The sequence below is a fragment of the Mycolicibacterium vinylchloridicum genome (assembly GCF_013404075.1).
Classification (GTDB): domain Bacteria; phylum Actinomycetota; class Actinomycetes; order Mycobacteriales; family Mycobacteriaceae; genus Mycobacterium; species Mycobacterium vinylchloridicum.
In genome coordinates, this window is the sequence record NZ_JACBJQ010000164.1 from 1 (window position 1) to 1625 (window position 1625).

General features: G+C 69.7%; 1 protein-coding gene. It reads left to right on the forward strand.

Annotation, left to right across the window (positions count from 1 at the left end; all coding sequences use genetic code 11):
• Positions 1 to 1625: molybdopterin-dependent oxidoreductase (locus tag HPC46_RS34305; RefSeq protein ID WP_179476426.1), on the forward strand; the 1625-nt coding region annotated here is incomplete at both ends.

Consider the following 1625-nt stretch of genomic DNA (forward strand, 5'->3'; position numbering starts at 1 on the left):
CGGTGCAGATCTGCCCGGTCGGGGCGTTGACCGGGGCCGCCTACCGGTTCCGGGCCCGCCCGTTCGATCTGGTGTCCAGCCCCAGCGTCTGCGAGCACTGCGCCTCCGGGTGCGCCCAGCGCACCGATCATCGCCGCGGTGTAGTGCTGCGCCGGTTGGCCGGTGACGACCCGGACGTCAACGAGGAGTGGAACTGCGACAAGGGCCGCTGGGCGTTCACCTACACCCGCGTCGGCGACCGCATCACCACCCCACTGGTACGCGAATCTGGACACCTCCGCCCGGCGGCGTGGTCCGAAGCCCTCGATGTGGCTGCCCGCGGCCTTACCGCCGCTTCTGGCGGTGCCGGTGTGCTGGTGGGTGGCCGGGTCGGCGTCGAGGACGCCTATGCCTATTCAAAGTTCGCCCGGATCGCGTTGGGCACCAACGACATCGACTTCCGTTCCCGGCCACATTCGGTGGAGGAACAGGAATTCCTGGCCGCCGCGGTGGCCGGCCGCCGCGACGTGAGCTATGCCGACCTACAGGCCGCCCCCATGGTGGTGCTGGCCGGGTTCGAGCCCGAGGACGAATCGCCAATCGTGTTCCTGCGACTGCGCAAGGCGGTCCGCAAGCACGGCCTGCGGGTGGTGACGATCGCACCGTTCGCCTCGCAGGGATCGGTCAAGCTGGCCGCCCAGGTCGTCTTGACCCAACCCGGCCAGGAGGCGTCCGCCCTGGACGCACTGACGGGTGAACTGCCCTCCTCGGCGATCATCCTGGCCGGGGAACGGCTGGCCACCAGCCGAGGTGCGCTGTCGGCGGTAGCCAGGCTGGCCGAACGCAGCGGCGCGCGGCTGGCCTGGATTCCCCGCCGCGCCGGTGACCGCGGCGCCCTGGACACCGGTTGCCTGCCCAACCTGCTGCCCGGCGCCCGCTCGGTCCAGCATGCCCGCGCTCGCGAGCAAGTCGAACGGGTCTGGGGGACAACTGGTTTGTCCGCGAGCCCCGGTCTGAATCTCAGCGAGATGGTCACCTTGGGAGTCGGTGCACTGCTGGTCGGCGGGGTGGATCCGGCTGACCTGCCTGATCCGCACGCCACGCTGGCGGCCATCGAGTCCGCGGGATTCGTCGTCAGTCTGGAGGTCCGCCGGAGCTCGGTGACCGATCGCGCCGATGTCGTGTTCCCGGTCGCGCCGGTTGCCGAGAAGACAGGTTCATTTCTGAACTGGGAGGGACGGGTTCGATCGTTCGAGACGGCGGTATCGACCAGCGACGACTCCGATCATCGGATCCTGCACGGCCTGGCGGCGGCGATGGGTGTCGATCTCGGCACGCCCGACGCCGGCACGGTTCGGGCGGAGATGGCTCGGCTCGGCAGCTGGGACGGGCCGCGTGCGTCGCTCGTCGACTACTTGCCGACGCCGCCGGCCGAACTCTCCCCGGGGCAGGCGGTGTTGTCGGGCTGGCGGTTGTTGTTGGATGACGGTCGGTTACAGGATGGTGAGCCGTTTCTGGCGGGTACGGCGCGGCCGGTGGTGGTGCGGTTGTCGGCGGTGACGGCGGCGGGGATCGGGGCGGTCGCTGTCTCTTATACACACATACGACCCCACGAGCCAAGAGGCAACCTCGTATGCCCTCCCCTG